This window comes from Bacillus sp. ISL-4 (assembly GCF_018613275.1).
Classification (GTDB): domain Bacteria; phylum Bacillota; class Bacilli; order Bacillales; family DSM-1321; genus Peribacillus; species Peribacillus simplex_E.
In genome coordinates this window covers 108,694-123,752 of record NZ_JAGGQN010000038.1, presented here as the reverse complement: position 1 = coordinate 123,752, position 15,059 = coordinate 108,694, and the positions used below count along the sequence as shown (strand labels likewise).

At 39.3% G+C, this 15,059-nt stretch carries 13 protein-coding genes and 3 riboswitches; of the genes, 1 reads left to right on the top strand and 12 read right to left on the bottom strand.

The features are described 5' to 3' along the window. Nucleotides 1-49 precede the first annotated feature (49 nt). The 9 genes from sdaAB to gcvT form a co-directional block, all read right to left on the bottom strand. Entirely contained in the window at nt 50-712 is a 663-nt protein-coding gene (gene sdaAB / locus J7J00_RS21620; protein WP_214794482.1) for an L-serine ammonia-lyase, iron-sulfur-dependent subunit beta, read from the bottom strand. A gap of 701 nt (nt 713-1,413) precedes the next feature. Beyond that, nucleotides 1,414-2,271, bottom strand: a complete 858-nt coding sequence (gene purU / locus J7J00_RS21615; protein WP_396020595.1) for a formyltetrahydrofolate deformylase — start codon at nt 2,269-2,271, stop codon at nt 1,414-1,416. A gap of 326 nt (nt 2,272-2,597) precedes the next feature. Next, complete coding sequence (gene lpdA, locus J7J00_RS21610; protein ID WP_214794478.1) at nt 2,598-3,995, bottom strand: dihydrolipoyl dehydrogenase; 1,398 nt, start codon at nt 3,993-3,995, stop codon at nt 2,598-2,600. A gap of 113 nt (nt 3,996-4,108) precedes the next feature. Then, a complete protein-coding gene (locus tag J7J00_RS21605) occupies nt 4,109-4,420 on the bottom strand; it encodes an iron-sulfur cluster biosynthesis family protein (RefSeq protein WP_214794476.1) in 312 nt (103 codons plus the stop codon). Nucleotides 4,421-4,459: 39 nt separating this feature from the next. Next, complete coding sequence (lipA, locus tag J7J00_RS21600; RefSeq protein WP_214794474.1) at nt 4,460-5,338, bottom strand: lipoyl synthase; 879 nt, start codon at nt 5,336-5,338, stop codon at nt 4,460-4,462. Between the two features lie 250 nt (nt 5,339-5,588). Then, entirely contained in the window at nt 5,589-7,076 is a 1,488-nt protein-coding gene (gcvPB, locus tag J7J00_RS21595; protein WP_214794472.1) for an aminomethyl-transferring glycine dehydrogenase subunit GcvPB, read from the bottom strand. Further along, the gene (gene gcvPA, locus J7J00_RS21590; RefSeq protein ID WP_214794470.1) at nt 7,069-8,421 is read right to left on the bottom strand and encodes an aminomethyl-transferring glycine dehydrogenase subunit GcvPA; all 1,353 of its coding nucleotides are present in this window, start codon (nt 8,419-8,421) and stop codon (nt 7,069-7,071) included. Before gcvPA ends, gcvPB begins: the two co-directional genes overlap by 8 nt. A 1-nt stretch (nt 8,422) precedes the next feature. Next, the gene (gcvH, locus tag J7J00_RS21585; RefSeq protein WP_098372267.1) at nt 8,423-8,818 is read right to left on the bottom strand and encodes a glycine cleavage system protein GcvH; all 396 of its coding nucleotides are present in this window, start codon (nt 8,816-8,818) and stop codon (nt 8,423-8,425) included. A 162-nt stretch (nt 8,819-8,980) separates the two neighbouring features. Continuing rightward, nucleotides 8,981-10,090 (bottom strand): glycine cleavage system aminomethyltransferase GcvT, encoded by a 1,110-nt coding sequence (gene gcvT / locus J7J00_RS21580; RefSeq protein WP_214794468.1) that lies wholly within the window; start codon nt 10,088-10,090, stop codon nt 8,981-8,983. A gap of 124 nt (nt 10,091-10,214) precedes the next feature. Between gcvT and J7J00_RS21575 the strand changes: the two genes are divergently transcribed. Beyond that, entirely contained in the window at nt 10,215-10,448 is a 234-nt protein-coding gene (locus J7J00_RS21575; RefSeq protein WP_214794466.1) for a hypothetical protein, read from the top strand. Nucleotides 10,449-10,488: 40 nt separating this feature from the next. Here J7J00_RS21575 and glyA read toward each other — a convergent pair whose 3' ends face one another. From glyA to J7J00_RS21560, 3 genes are all read right to left on the bottom strand, one after another. Next, nucleotides 10,489-11,739 carry a serine hydroxymethyltransferase gene (gene glyA, locus J7J00_RS21570; RefSeq protein WP_214794464.1) on the bottom strand — a complete coding sequence of 417 codons (1,251 nt, stop codon included), beginning with the start codon at nt 11,737-11,739 and terminating at the stop codon, nt 10,489-10,491. A gap of 180 nt (nt 11,740-11,919) precedes the next feature. Next, nucleotides 11,920-12,024, bottom strand: a riboswitch (glycine riboswitch). A gap of 330 nt (nt 12,025-12,354) precedes the next feature. After that, complete coding sequence (locus J7J00_RS21565) at nt 12,355-13,734, bottom strand: amino acid permease (protein WP_214794462.1); 1,380 nt, start codon at nt 13,732-13,734, stop codon at nt 12,355-12,357. A gap of 297 nt (nt 13,735-14,031) precedes the next feature. After that, nucleotides 14,032-14,088: riboswitch (glycine riboswitch) on the bottom strand. Nucleotides 14,089-14,091: 3 nt separating this feature from the next. Further along, nucleotides 14,092-14,192, bottom strand: a riboswitch (glycine riboswitch). Between the two features lie 258 nt (nt 14,193-14,450). Next, on the bottom strand, nt 14,451-14,696 hold the full coding sequence (locus J7J00_RS21560) for a hypothetical protein (protein ID WP_214794461.1): 246 nt from the start codon (nt 14,694-14,696) through the stop codon (nt 14,451-14,453). Nucleotides 14,697-15,059 lie beyond the last annotated feature (363 nt).

Below are 15,059 nucleotides of genomic sequence, written 5' to 3'. Positions count from 1 at the left end.
TGCTACATTTCGGAACATGTTCTTACCTCCCTATCTATGCCAGTACTTATCATTCAACCATCCTTATGACTTGCGACACGTTTTCCAATCCTTCAATTTCCTTCATGATATCGCTCTTGATTTTCTGATCGACTTCAATCACCATGAGGGCCATTTGACCTTTTTCTTTTCGGGAAACTTCCATATGTCCAATGTTAATTTCATGATTCGCCAATACTGTCGAAACGGAAGATATGATTCCAAACACATCGTTATGCACGACTAAAATGGCTGGGTTTTCACCCGACAATTTAAGCTTGAACGTATTCAATTCCGTAATTTCTATCGTTCCGCCGCCAATCGAGATCCCAACAAGTTCCAATTCTTTATCTTCGTCGAACAGTCTGATCTTGACTGTATTAGGATGATCCATCACAGTATCCTCGATTGTAAAGGAAACGTCCATGCCGGCTTCTTCCGCAATCGTTAAAGAGGCAGGGATTCGTTCATCATCCGTATCGAAATCCAATATTCCGCCTACGACAGCGACATCCGTACCGTGTCCCCTGTATGTTTTTGCAAAAGAGCCATATAAAGAAATGATGGCTTTCTTCGGTTGCTTTCCGAATAATGTCCGTGCTACTCTGCCAATTCTGGCAGCTCCTGCTGTATGTGAGCTTGAAGGTCCAATCATGACGGGACCGATTATATCGAATGCAGATCTGAATTTCATCGTGATATGCCCCTTTTCTGGGAAAGATTTGTTTAACCGTCTTCATTATGCCGCTTTTTGTTCTTCTTTCGCCCTTATTTGTGAAAGGGCCTAATCTTTTAATTTTGAACGCGATTAAGCCAAGGAAACCTACCGAATCTCCCACAACTTGCACATAACTCAGCTGTGATAAGTCACGTTTACTGGATCATTGAAATCGTACAAAACTCCAAACCTTGCGATTGGTGTGGCCCTCCCAGTTACATTATGGGTCAGAAGCAGGGAAAAAGCTTTACAAGACGAGAACGGCCGTTGAGTGCGTCAATGCTTAAAAAAGAGTTTATTCAACTAATAATAATTTCAGTTATCGAACATGCGAAAAAGGTAAAGTACATTTCGAACTTACAATGCTTGTGTATATTTATAATCCTCCGGAATTAGCAGTGAATCGCCTCAATCAACAAATGCACAAAATGAATCAAGCTGTTATTCGTTTAGGCAAACGAAGGCAAACCTTTTATGGAAATATTCAATTATAATAGAGATTGAAATGTGGCATTAATATAGGAATAGTTATAAATAGTAATGATGTCCCGTTTGAGATATGACAAAATATTCACAAGGTCGAGGATTTTGTCTGCTCTAATAGAATTAGTAGAGAAAAATCTCTAAAAATAGTGTAAAGTTTATCTCCTATCTTTGAAGCATCATAATATTGTAATTCACTCAAACACGATTGTTTTATTACCATGAATAATAACTCTATCTTCAATATGCCAAGAAACAGCTTGGGCAAGAACCTGTCTTTCCACATGACTTCCGGTAACCTTTAATTCTTCGATTGTATGTCTATGATTAACCCGCTTTACATCTTGCTGAATAATGGGTCCTTCATCAAGATCATTCGTAACATAATGAGCAGTTGCCCCAATTAACTTTACACCACGGTTATAGGCCCTCGCATAAGGATTTGCACCGACAAACGCCGGTAAGAAAGAATGATGAATGTTAATAATTTGATTTGGGAACTCCGATACAAAGGTAGGGGAAAGAATTTGCATATATCTAGCCAAGGCAATAAAATCTACTTTCCCTTTCAATAGATCTATTGCTTTCTGTTCTGCTTGTTGCTTCGTTTCATGAGCTAATGGAATATGATAATAAGGTATGCCATAACTTTCTACTATTTTTTTTAAATCAGGATGATTACTGATCACCATCGGAATTTCCACTGGAAGTTCATTCGATTTCCAACGCCATATAAGCTCCATAAGACAGTGATCCATTTTGGATACAAAGATGGCCATTCGTTTTCTTTTATTATTGCCGCTTAAGCTCCATTCCATCGCATAAGCCTGGGCCAGCAGATGTAAGTCCTCTTCAAGTTTTGCATAGGAAGCATCAAAGTCGTTTAAATCAAATTCGATTCTCATAAAAAACATACCAGCTTGTGGATCCGTCGTATGTTGGTCAAAATGAACAACATTTGCTCTGTTTTCTAATAAAAGGTTAGATACGGCCGAGATAATACCTGGTTTCTCTGGACAAGATATTAATAATTTAGCACGATTAACATTCACTACTTGATACAATGGACTCTCACCATCCTTTAGATTTGTAATAAAAATATGTAAAACTTTCGAATTCAGAATGATGTCTAACTCAACCGCTATAGGTGTCCGAACAATACCGTTACAACAATTTCATTTCTAGCAATCTTGAACTACGGTGAGGGAGGGCGATGGACCTTAAAATTTTTTTACTGACTGACGCTTTCCTCCCATGATTTCACATCACCAGTTTTTATAGTGATACTACTTGATACCTGCTTCTCCCACCTATCAAATGGTTCGCCTTCCTCTATGAAGGAAGTAGTAATCAACTCTTCTTTTACTATCCTTTATATCTATGAGTGTATTTCCTTACCAAATACAGCTAGGGCAGCTTCCCCAATTGCTTCCGCTAATGTAGGGTGAGGGTGTATCGTATGCGCAATATCCATAGCTGTTGCATTTAATACTCGTGCAAGACCAGCTTCCGAAATCATATCGGTTACATGTGGCCCAACCATATGCGCTCCTAACAACTTACTAGACTCTTCTTCAACAACGAGTTTGACAAAACCGTCTGATTCACCAAAAACAAGAGCCTTTCCAATCGCACGGAAGGAGAACTTCCCTGTTTTTACTTGATACCCTTTCTCCTTCGCATCCTCTTCTGTTAACCCAACACTAGCTACCTCCGGGTTACTATATATGCATTTGGAAACAAGAGATTGATCAAGTGGCACAGGGTTTTCTCCTGCCATATGTTCAATGGCGATGATTCCTTCATGTGAAGCAACATGGGCAAGCTGTAATCCTCCAATCACATCTCCAATTGCATAAATGCTAGGCTCATTCGTTTGATAATACTCATTTGTTTGAATCACACGTTCGACTTCAACTTTGGTATTTTCAAGGTGAATGCCTTCTATGTTTGCTAATCTTCCGACAGATACTAATAATTTTTCTGCTGAAAATGTCATGTCTTTCCCTTTATATTCCGCCTTTATAGAGACACCGTCACCTTTTTCTAACGATTCTGGAAGTACCTTTGCCCCTGTTACGATTTTTACACCTTTTTTCTTCATTAGTCGCTGTACTTCCTTTGAAATATCTTTATCTTCCGTCGGTAAAATGCGCTCGGCATACTCGATCACAGTCACTTCTAATCCAAAGTCAATAAGCATGGAAGCCCATTCTATTCCAATAACACCGCCGCCGACAATAATGATGGAATTTGGGAGCTCTTTCATTTGTAGCGCTTCATCCGATGTCATAACATATTCGCCATCTGCTTCTAGGCCGGGTAATGTCCTTGGACGAGATCCTGTAGCTATTAAAATATTTCGAGAGCTTAATATTGTTTCCCGTTCATCATTATTCAATCTCACTAAAACATCTCTCGACTGTAAAATACTCCCTTTCCCTTCGAACACATCTATTTTCCCTTTTTTCATTAAATGTTGTACACCTTTAAATAAGCGTTCAGTAATTTCTTCTTTCCTAGCCTGTACTTTTGAGAAGTCCAGTCCAACTTCCGGTGCAATAACACCAAATTTTTCTGCATTTTTTGCATTCGAATATACCTCTGCACTTCTTAATAATGCTTTACTAGGAATACAACCTGCATGAAGGCATGTTCCACCAAGTTTACCTTTTTCAACCACCGCCGTTTTTAATCCTAATTGAGACGCACGAATGGCCGCAACATATCCACCGGTGCCGCCACCGATGATAACAACGTCATATTTTTGATTCACCTAATACTTCCCCCTTTTGTTTTCATAACCATAGAGATATATGGATAGTCTAAGAAAACAACTAACTTATTAAACACGATCTATTCTATTAATAGGTAAACGATCACGATACTTTAATTTATTTCAATGGCACATGCATTGGATGCAAAGCTTTCCCCAACAATAAAGCCACTATCTTCTATATAATCAATTTGTGTTTCTTCATCTAAATAGCGTTTTGTAAAATGATCTAATCTAAGCTGCATTCCCTCATATTCAATAATTACATCGTTTCTGCGGGGCTCGTCCAATAAGAGGGAGAACTTCACCGACACCCCGCAGCCGCCGGCAATATCAGCGTCAATGCGAGGAACTTGCGCACCCTTACATGTCATTTCCTTTAGTTTATTCATAGCTGCCTCTGTTATCTTTATTTTGACTATCATCTGATTCTCCCCTTTCTTAATGGTTTATTGAAAAAATGATTATGCATTAACCTTAGTTGCACGAACTTGTTCATCAGCATGATAGGAGGAGCGAACAAGCGGACCGGCTTCGCAATGACTAAACCCTTTTGACATGGCAATGTTTTTCAGTTCTTCAAACTCTTCTGGACTCCAATATTTTACGACCTTCAAATGTCGTTTAGTAGGCTGCAAATATTGACCAATAGTCATGATGTCTACATCGTTAGCACGAAGATCATCCATTGTTTCCATAATTTCTTCTTTTGTTTCTCCTAGACCAATCATAATGCTTGATTTTGTAGGGATAGTGGAATTCATTTGCTTTGCCCGCCTTAAAAACTCTAATGAACGTTCGTATGTTGCACGTGCACGAACTTTTTGGGATAAGCGTTTTACTGTTTCAATGTTGTGATTCAAAATGTCTGGCCTTGTATCCATTAATGTTTTTAAGCTGTCATATTCCCCATTCAGATCTGAGGGGAGAACTTCAATGCTGCAAAATGGATTTTGCCGCCTCACTGCCTTTACAGTTTCTGCAAATACCTTTGCTCCGCCGTCTTTTAAATCATCACGAGCAACAGCGGTAATCACCACATGTTTTAGGTTCATTTGCTTTACTGATTCTGCGACACGTTCGGGCTCTTCCCAATCAAGTTCTGATGGTAGCCCTGTTTGAACTGCACAGAACCTGCAAGCTCGGGTACAAACACTTCCTAAAATCATGAAAGTTGCCGTTTTTCGTACCGCCCAGCATTCATGAATATTAGGACATCTTGCTTCTTCACAAACAGTATGAAGTTTTTTTTCACGCATCATTTTCTTTAAGCCTGTATATTGTTCATTCGTATTTAATTTAATTTTAAGCCATTCTGGTTTACGAAGATCAGTGATGGACATTTTATTTCTCACTCCTATGAGCAGATGTAATTTTAGCTTTAAAGAGGTTGTTCCATAGGCCTAAAAAAAAGACCGATAGAGTTTCTCCGTTGCTCTGACTTTTTAGTTCTCAAGACTATTTTCTCCTTGCACCACTTGGCACTTTTTTCATCCTTTATATACACGCTTAAATGAAACCACCTTGAATGAAATATTGAGATTCTTGTCTTTATATTCATCCTTGGTGGTTCATGTTCATTCAAACGTTCTTTTATGACGTTACCGTTGTTTCCTCTACTACTACTTCTTCTTTGGAATAACGCAAGATAGGTTGTCTAGCTGCTTGGACCTCATCCAATCGCCCAATCACTGTAGTATGTGGTGCTTCTAAAACAACCCCTGGGTTTTCTTCCACTTCTTTGGCAATTGTAATCATTACCTCCGCAAATGCATCGAGTGTTTCTTTCGACTCTGTTTCTGTCGGTTCAATCATCAAACATTCCTCAACATTTAACGGGAAATAGATGGTCGGCGGATGGTAGCCGAAATCTAGCAGGCGTTTTGCTATATCAAGTGTTCTTACACCCAGCTTTTTCTGTCTGGATCCGGATAGGACGAATTCATGCTTGCAAATTTGTAAATATGGCGCTTCAAAGTATGGCTCCAATCTTTTACGAAGGTAATTAGCATGAAGCACAGCACTTTCTGATACTTGGCGAAGCCCTTCTGGTCCCATCGTGCGAATATAAGTATACGCGCGCAGGAGAATTCCGAAGTTTCCATAATACCCTTTTACCCTTCCGATTGAGTACGAATAATTAGCGTTCAGCACATATTTATCACCTTCTTTTTCTATGCGCGGAACTGGCAAGTATGGAGTAAGTTTCTCTTTCACACCGACAGGACCTGCCCCTGGACCGCCACCTCCATGAGGAGTCGTAAATGTTTTGTGAAGATTTAAGTGCACGATGTCAAAGCCCATTTGACCTGGTGTTGTTTTTCCTAAAATGGCATTGGCATTCGCTCCGTCATAATATAATAGCCCCCCTGCTTTATGAACAACCTGAGCGATTTCCACAATTTCTTTTTCAAAAAGTCCAAGGGTATTCGGATTCGTCAACATTAGCGCAGCTGTATCAGATCCCACATGTTTCTTTAATTCTTCTAGGTCAACTAATCCATTTTTATCGGATGGAATCGTGATCGTTTGAAAACCAGCAACACTTGCACTTGCAGGATTTGTACCGTGCGCTGAGTCTGGAACAAGTACTTTCGTTCTGGTTCCACCTTTTTCAGCATGATACGCCTTAACCATCATTAAACCTGTCCATTCCCCTTGAGCCCCTGCGGATGGCTGTAATGTTACAGCATCCATTCCTGTAATGACGGCTAGCTCTTCCTGTAATTCATATAAAACTTCTAATGCACCTTGTACTGTTTCAACGGGCTGATAGGGATGAATGCGGCTAAAGCCTTCCAACCGTGCCACATCTTCATTTATTTTCGGATTGTACTTCATCGTACAAGAACCCAGTGGATAGAATCCATTATCGATTCCATGGTTTTTATTAGAGAGCGCTGTGTAATGGCGGACAAGCTGCAACTCTGATACTTCTGGCAGCTCCGCAGGTTCGTCACGAATTAAATGCTTTGGAAATTTTTCATTTATATCAACATAGTCAACGTCACTATCCGGAATACTTGAACCTACCCGTCCTGGACGACTAATTTCAAAAATCAACTCATTATATTCAACCATTTACAATCGCCTCCAAAGCATCAACAAATTGGTCAATTTCTTCTTTTGTTCTCTGCTCAGTCACAGCTAGCAGCATTTTGTTTTCAAAACCGTAATCACTTTCTAAATCAAATCCACCGATAATACCCGCCTTAAGAAGTTTTGCATTGACTTCCTTTACCGAACGAGGAAGTCCGACAACAAACTCATTGAAGAATGGTGCCTCATTGATTATGGTATAGCCCTTCTGTTCTAGAGTTTTCGCCATATAATCAGCTTTCTCAATGTTTAGCTGTGCCATTTGACGAATCCCTTGCTTACCAAGGGATGTCATACAAATAGAAGAGGCAAGTGCATTTAATGCCTGGTTGGAACAAATATTCGATGAGGCTTTATCACGGCGAATATGCTGTTCACGTGCTTGAAGTGTTAACACAAATCCACGCTGTCCTTTTTCATCTGCTGTTTGGCCTACAATTCGTCCTGGGATTTTGCGCATGAGTTTTTTATTTACCGCAAAATAGCCGCAGTGTGGACCGCCAAAGGACATCGGGATTCCTAATGGCTGCATATCACCAATCACAATATCTGCCCCAAGTTTCCCAGGAGCCTGCAAGAGTGCTAGTGCAAGAGGATTGGCGCTTACGATTAAAAGGGCACCTTTTTCTTCCGCAATTTTCTTAATTGCTTTTATATCCTCAATGGAACCGAAGAAATTTGGATATTGAACAATTACGGCAGCAGTGTCCTTATCTATTCGTTCTTGCAGATTCCCTAAATCTGTAATCTCATCAGCTAGGTCTACTTCCTCAGCTGTGTATCCCGGACCACCTGCTACTGTATGTAAAATAGCACGGGATTCAGGATGTACGGCTTTGGAAACAAGAACTTTCGAACGTCTCGTAGCCACAACAGCAAGTGATGCAGCTTCTGCTAGCGATGTAAAACCATCGTACATGGAAGAGTTAGCCACATCCATTCCTGTCAACTCACAGACCATCGTTTGAAATTCAAAAATTGCTTGTAATTCACCTTGACTGATTTCCGGTTGGTAAGGTGTATAGGCTGTGTAAAATTCGGATCGTGAAATCATATGGTTTACCACACTTGGAATGTAATGATCATATGTCCCTGCGCCTAGGAAAGTCGGGTAATGATTCGCATTTTTGTTTTTTGTAGCAAGCTGGTTCATTTTTTTCACAAGCAGCGGTTCAGGAACCGCCTTTGGGATGTTTAGCTCCCCCTGCAGGCTGATTTCAGCTGGAATATCTTCAAATAACTCATCTATAGAAGAAATATTTAAAAATGTGAGCATCTCTTCTTGGTCTTGTTTCGTATCAGGAAGGTATCTATAAGTGGCTGTCATATTATTCCTCTCCTTCATTAGTAAATGCTTGATACTCATCTTCGTTTAGAAGGGAGTCTAATTCTTCTGGATTGGACATTTCTACTTCGACTAACCACCCTGCTTCAAATGGATGCTCATTAATCGTCTCTGGAGCGCCTTCTAACTCTTCGTTTACAGTAACTACGGTACCTGAAACAGGTGAGTAAAGTTCGGAAACTGCTTTAACAGACTCAATCGTTCCCATCGATTCATTGACAGTTACTTCATCATCAATCGCTGGATTTTCAACAAAGACGATATCACCTAACGCTTTTTGTGCATAATCAGAGATTCCAATACGAACACGGTTTCCTTCTAATTGTTGCACCCACTCATGTTCTTTGCTATATCGAAAACTTGATAATAATTTCGTCATTGTATTTTCCCCATTTCTTTTCTTTTTGTTTTTTTACTATTCCCATAATTCAGAATATATTTTAGGTGATTTTACTCTTAGGTAGTCGATATTAGGCTGCATGCAAGGTAACGGATATCGACTCATGAAAACTACACGATAACTCTATTAAAATATTTCCGCTTACCTTTTATAGAATGGTGCATTAACAATAACGGCTTCAATCTGTTTATTTCGGATTTCCACTTTTATCGGCGTCCCCACTTCAGCTTGATCGGCTGATACCAAGGCAAGACCTAAGCTTTTCTTCAAAGATGGTGATTGTGTTCCTGAGGTAACAATACCTATTTCCTCTCCATCTTTAGAAATTACCTTATAACCATGACGCGGAATCCCCCGACCTGTTACTTCAATCCCTACTAATTTTCGTTTTAATCCAGTTTCTTTTTGTTCTGTAAGAGCAGATTTTCCGATAAAGTCACTTTCTTTGTTCGTCTTTACGACAAAGCCGATTCCTGCTTCAAGCGGGCTAATATCGTTACTTAGTTCTTGGCCATAGAGTGCAAGACGTGCTTCCAGCCGAAGCGTGTCCCGTGCACCAAGTCCGCATGGTTTTAATCCACTCGCGGCTCCTGTTTCTAAGATCTTTTCCCAAAGTGCTACCGCTTTGTCTGCAGATAAATAAAGCTCATATCCATTTTCTCCTGTGTAACCTGTACGGGATACAAGTACGTCGGAAATCCCCGAGATGTTGACGTGTTGGGCGAATTTAAATGAACCAATTTCTGATAAATCAATTTCCGTTAACTTTTGCAAAATGCTTTCTGCCTTTGGTCCTTGGATGGCAAGCTGAGCGATGTCTTCCGAAATATTTTGGAGCTCCATCTCTCCTCTTACATGCTGCTTCATCCATTCGAAATCTTTCTCAATGTTTGCAGCATTAATGACAAGTAAATATTTTTCATTCCCTAATTTATAAACTAATAAATCATCGACCGTTCCACCGTCTGGATAACACATTGCGGTATACTGTGCTTGATTGATGCCAAGCTTTGTTAAATCGTTTGTAACAAGGTAGTTAATATAACTCTCGGCATCTTTCCCTTTCACAAGTACTTCTCCCATATGAGAAACATCAAAAAGTCCTGCTTCAGTTCGAACAGCTTCATGCTCTTCTAAAATGCTGGTAAATTGAACCGGCAGAGCCCAGCCACCAAAATTTATAACTTTTGCTCCGTATTTTTTATATACTTCAAAAAGCGGTGTTTGCTTTAATGCTGTTTCAATACCCATGTTCTACCCCCAATTATGATTTTCTGCAAAATAGATGTTCTTTCACTTGTTACCAGTTTCTTTCATTGCCAGGATTCCATAAGACTTATCTCGAAGGGTCCTTGGCAAATCTTTTATACAAAGCTTGAATAATCTCATTACAATGCGGCTCTCAATCCCTGTAAGGGACATGTCGGCTACTGAAGATGTAAAGGAGGTTCCAATCACATTCCGATTGATGAAAGGAACTTCAACATGTACTGCAACTGAATCACAAATCAATCGTGAAATTCAATGCAATGCAATGACTTTCGCTTCACGGCTTTCTTTGGAGTTCCGCAACTCAACGATTGTCCCAGCTGCCATGGCCGTTGCTTAGGTTTAAGCAAAGACATAATTCCATTAAGCTGCCCCTTTCTTTACACAGTAGTTGGCTGTTGAAATAACGGATAAACATCACAAATCTCTTTGGTTGTTTCTCTTGCTTTCTGAAGAACGTCTTTATTACCGTTACTCTTTAGAACGGTTGCAATCACTTCACCAATTTTCACCATTTCTTCCCTTTTCATGCCTCGAGTTGTTAAAGCTGCTGTCCCCATTCGGATACCGCTCGTAACAAAGGGCTTTTCTGGATCATAGGGAATCGTATTTTTGTTAACAGTAATGCCCGCGTCTTCTAATAATTTCTCCGCTTCTTTTCCTGTTAAATTCCACGGACGCAAATCTAAAAGGACAATATGATTATCTGTTCCACCAGAAACAAGGGCTGCACCTTCATTTTTTAATGTTTCTCCAAGTGCTGCAGCATTTTCAATGATTTGTTGCGCATAATCCTTAAAGCTTGGTTGTAAAGCCTCGTTGAAAGCAACTGCTTTTGCTGCAATGATATGCATTAGTGGACCGCCTTGAGTTCCTGGGAATACGGATTTATTAATCGCTTTAATAATTACCTCATCATTCGTTAAAATGATGCCCCCCCGCGGTCCTCTTAATGTTTTATGAGTTGTACTTGTCACAACATCTGCATATGGGATTGGGGATGGGTGAAGACCGGTAGCCACCAGTCCGGCTATATGAGCCATATCCACCATAAGTTTTGCACCAACTTGATCGGCTATTTCTCTAAATCGTGCAAAATTAATCGTTCTTGGATAGGCACTTGTCCCTGCAATAATCAATTTAGGTTGTTCTTTCTTTGCGATAGCTTCCAACTCATCATAATCAATTAACTGAGTATCTTTTCTAACTCCATAAGACACAACTTCAAACCATTTTCCTGAAACGCTGACTGGACTTCCATGGGTTAAGTGGCCACCATGTGAAAGGTTCATTCCCATCACCTTATCACCAGGCTGAAGCAGTGCGAAAAAAACTGCGAAATTGGCTTGTGCACCTGAGTGAGGCTGAACATTTGCATATTTGGCACCAAAAAGATTTGTTAAGCGCTCAATAGCTGCTTGTTCTGCCACATCGACAAATTCACATCCACCATAATAGCGCTTTCCTGGATAACCTTCTGCATATTTATTTGTCATCACGCTTCCCATGGCTTCTAATACATCAGGGCTAACAAAGTTTTCTGATGCAATCAATTCCAGTGTTTGATGTTGACGTTTCCCTTCCTTCTCAATCGCTTCAAAAATGGTTGAATCATTTTGTTGTAAACTCATTTTATTTTCCTCCTAAACGTTATTACTGAATTTTTACTCAATTCTGGATTTACATATGGTACTAGACACTAAAGTTTCTTTCCCGCTACAGGCCTACTTTTCTATGAAAACTGTTAATAACAGTATGCTTTACAACCTTTTTTGCACGCAAAAAAGGACAGAAAAGGGTCGTAGCGTTCTCTACCCTTCTCTGTCCTTTTACCTGAGAGTTTAGCTCCATTTTTTAATAGAGCCTTTCCCCTTTGGTGGCGTATATGTTTATACGCGCTCTCCAGAGGTGCGTCCATTTGTGGTTCCATCTACCTGAGAGATTTGTTCCAAGGGTCTTTTTGGAACTTGCTCCTTCGGTGGCTTGTCGCTTTGCACTCTCCCACAACTGTCATCCGCTTATTCAATTTGGTACATTTAGAATAGTTGTTGATAATAATTATGTCAAGTATTTTTGAAAGCGCTAACAAAACTATTCTAAAATATTTTTTCAAATTATAATTTGTTCATCCAGATATCTTAAGGCTTTTTATAACGGACAGATTTTTTTACTCACCGAGTTGGAAAATATGGAGCGTCAGCAATCTGGACAAACACCGTTAATAGAATCAAAGGGTTTCTTGCCTTTTAATTCCCCGCTACCTCTCTCTGATTCGCCTGTTCTACCTTCGTTTTGCGCACCTTATAGATCGCAATCAGCATAATAAACCAAACAGGAGTTACGAATAAGGCTACACGAGTATCGTTCGCAAGTGCAAGAACAACAAGGACGAATGCTAGGAAAGCAAGGATCAAGTAATTGGAAAACGGATAAAGTGGTAATTTAAATTTGTTCTTTTTCACTAGATCTGGTCTTGTTTTACGATATTTCATATGACTGATGACTGTAATTCCCCAAATATAAATGAAACATACTGTAGAAATACTTGTAATTAAGGTAAATACTCCTTCAGGCATTAAATAGTTCAAAACAACGGAAATTAAAATGACAACAGTTGAAAAGAGCAATGCATTGGAAGGCACTTTACGGTCATTAAGTTTTGCAAACGGCAAAGGTGCATTTTTATCTTTGGCAAGTGAGAATACCATCCGGCTTGTACTGAAGATTGCGCTGTTACATGCAGAAGCAGCCGATGTAAGGACGACAAAATTGACGATACCAGCAGCTCCAGCGATACCTACAGCCACAAATACTTGGACAAATGGGCTTTCCGTTGGGATGATTGCGTTCCACGGATAAACACTCATAATGACAATAAGTGCGCCAATGTAGAAAATTATAATCCGAATAGGAATATTATTGATCGCTTTGGGGATAACTTTTTCTGGATCTTTTGTTTCACCTGCTGTTAGTCCTACAAGTTCAATGCCAACAAACGCAAACACTACCATCTGGAATGAGAGGATAAAACCATTTATTCCATTTGGGAACATACCTTCATGACTCCATAGATTCGTGAAGCTTGCTGCGCCTGAATCAGTGGAAAAGCCTTTAATAATCATGAAAATACCGATAACAATTAGTGCTAGAATAGCTATGACTTTAATTAATGCGAACCAGAATTCCATTTCGCCAAAAAGTTTTACGGTTGCAAGATTCATAAATAGCAGAATGACAAGTGCAATTAACCCTGGCATCCACTGTGGTACAGAGGGAAACCAATACTGAGTATAAAGACCAACTGCTGTTAAGTCGGCCATTGCGATTGAAATCCAGCAAAACCAGTAGGTCCATCCGGTTATAAATGCTGCCATATTACCCAAATAGTCCCTTACAAAGTCAACAAAGGAATGATAGTGCAAATTAGATAAGAGTAGTTCTCCAAGTGCGCGCATGATTAAAAAACAAATGACGCCTGTAATCATGTAAGCAATTAAAATTGATGGTCCGGCTAAATGAATAGATTTTCCTGCTCCAAGAAATAAACCAGTTCCGATTGCCCCACCAATAGCGATGAGTTGTACGTGCCTGTTTTTTAGCCCTCTATCCAACTTTTGTTCCTGCATATGATTTCCCACTTTCTACTTTTATAGGCTAGCTGGAAATTCCCCCTTATAAAGGGTCGGTCCTTCGACTGTGAAATATTAGCGTACTGGAATATTGCACTATAGATGTAAGCGTTTTCTTTAGTTGGTACTAGATATAGGTTCTTTTGAAATCTACCAACCTATTTGAAAATATAGTGTTAATTGAACAAATCAAAAGATAGACTCATTTATCTACAGATCACCATGCACACTCCTCTCTTTTTATCTTTCCTAGTACAAAAAAGACAGAGGAAAGATAGGGATTTTCCTAACTTCCTCTGTCCTTTTACCTGAGAGTTTAGCTCCTTCGGTGGCCTATGGCTCTCTTCAGAGACGCGTCCAATTGTAGTCCTTTTACCTGAGAGATTAGTCCCCTGCTTTTTTAGGGTTTGCTCCTTCGGTGCTAAACAATGTTTAGTCTCTCCAACAATCATCATCCGCTGATATAAAGTTGTTTTTATAGTTGTATATTATCGGGTTTTAATGGATATTTCAATGATTATCTGAAAAAACTTTATTTTCTGAAATTTGAATATAGACAATTTTGATCTTTATGAACAGTGTATAATTTAGAAGATTTAGCTGCTTTTCTATGTCGCAAGGAATCCAAACAAGCTTATGTATAAGCGAAACATTTTTACATTTTTCCGATTGACAATACGGCTAAATTTTAAAGATGGGAAAGGACATAATGTCTATAGTTTCAAAATAATTGATGTATGGAAAAAGAGAAAATTCGAGACTCGCGAGAATGCTTGCAGCAGGATAGATTGCTTTGGAGCTTCCTCCCTAAGTTCAGCAGTTGTTTCAGAAGCTTTCTTTTCTTTAGCAACTTCCTCCTTGTCCCCACCACCTGCTATATTAGCAATGATGATAATTGCTAGAACCCATACCCACGACTTCTTTGGTCTCTTTAGCTTGATTTTCTTTTCCTTATCCATTTTACCTCATACCCCCCTTTACAGTTTTTCAGTCGGACTGTTGTAAACAGAAATAGAATAACATAATTTAGATCAATAAGGTTTAAATTTGTCATCTCGTATTCATTTTTCACTTTCTTTGTTAAAACAATATGTATTCGAACTAAATATAAAAAAGGTGGATTTACGAACCCTTTTATTGTGGAATTTCGGATGAGTGGAAGTTGATGAATACTCCTACGTAGTAAGGTTTATAGTTTTGTCCATATTAACAGAAAAGACAAAGTAGTTATGTCCTGAAACTATAACTTTGGAATTGAACCACATCTTGTTGTCTTTTCGATTAAAAAAGCCACAAGGTAAATAATTATTCTATTTCATTTT